Origin of the sequence: Pseudomonas sp. 51_B, from assembly GCF_017491595.1 — a bacterium.
GTDB classification, from domain to species: domain Bacteria; phylum Pseudomonadota; class Gammaproteobacteria; order Pseudomonadales; family Pseudomonadaceae; genus Aquipseudomonas; species Aquipseudomonas promysalinigenes.
Map to the genome: position 1 here is coordinate 1 of NZ_JAFGYW010000094.1, position 641 is coordinate 641.

Sequence of the window (641 nt, forward strand, 5' to 3'; positions counted from 1 at the left end):
GCAAGTGCCAGATCACACTGGATCCTGCCGGACAAGCGGCCTTGTCCACGCTGACCCGCTTGAAATCTCTGGACTTGTACAGCAATCCGCTGCAGGTCTCGCCGGATGTGTCGGCACTGCAGAACCTGACGTTCATCGATCTGACCAGCACCGGAATCGATAGCGTTCCTGCCGGGCTGGAACAGCTGCCGCAGCTGGAAGTTGCATTGCTGAGCGACAACAACATCATCGAAGTGCCGACCGAGCTGACGCGTTATTCCGGTCGCGGCATGGAACTGGGTGCCAACCCGTTGTCGGTTTCTTCCAGAGAACGTGTCAAAGCCGCTTTCCAGGCCAAAGCCGACAATTTCGGTGGCTGGGTCCAACAGGACGACATCGATCTGGCGCAAAGCCTTTACCCGTCGCTGTCCGGCTTCGATGCCAACGATCTGGTCTACAAGCTGGCGGGTACGCTGGCCGATGGACGTCTTGAGCTGATGCGCCGCAAAACCGGCCTCACCAGCCTGCTCGAACGCCTGGATAGCTGGGCAAACGAGATCCCCAACGATCCTGACACGCAAATGCCACTGGCGAACGACGCGGCAGCCAGGGAAACACGCAATCGCCAACATTTCAGGCGAGATCTGGAAACCGACCTGCGC

General features: G+C 59.1%; 1 pseudogene. It reads left to right on the plus strand.

Annotated features, from left to right (window positions below):
• Window positions 1–41: 41 nt before the first annotated feature.
• Window positions 42–641, plus strand: a pseudogene (locus tag J5M56_RS23805) (leucine-rich repeat domain-containing protein); the annotation flags it as partial.